General features: G+C 67.5%; 1 pseudogene. It reads left to right on the forward strand.

Annotated elements, in window-relative coordinates:
• Nucleotides 1-51: 51 nt before the first annotated feature.
• Nucleotides 52-305 (forward strand): annotated as a pseudogene (locus tag EN808_RS35740) (A/G-specific adenine glycosylase); the annotation flags it as partial.

Here is a 305-nt window from a genome sequence, read left to right on the forward strand (position 1 = left end):
CGCAAGGCCGCATCCGGCGAAAGCAGCGAAGCCGTTTCAGTCGCCTCCCGCCTGCTTGACTGGTACGACGCGCATCACCGCGACCTGCCGTGGCGCGTCGCGCCCAAGGCGCTGGCGGAGGGAGCCAACCCCGATCCCTACCGGGTTTGGCTGTCGGAAGTGATGCTGCAGCAGACCACGGTCGAAGCGGTCAAAGCCTATTTTCGCGCCTTCCTCGAAAAATGGCCTGACGTCCGGGCGCTGGCGGCGGCGCCCGCCGAGGACGTCATGAAAGCCTGGGCCGGGCTCGGCTACTATTCGCGGGC

It is taken from the genome of Mesorhizobium sp. M8A.F.Ca.ET.165.01.1.1, assembly GCF_004792065.1.
In the GTDB taxonomy this organism is placed as follows: Bacteria; Pseudomonadota; Alphaproteobacteria; order Rhizobiales; family Rhizobiaceae; genus Mesorhizobium.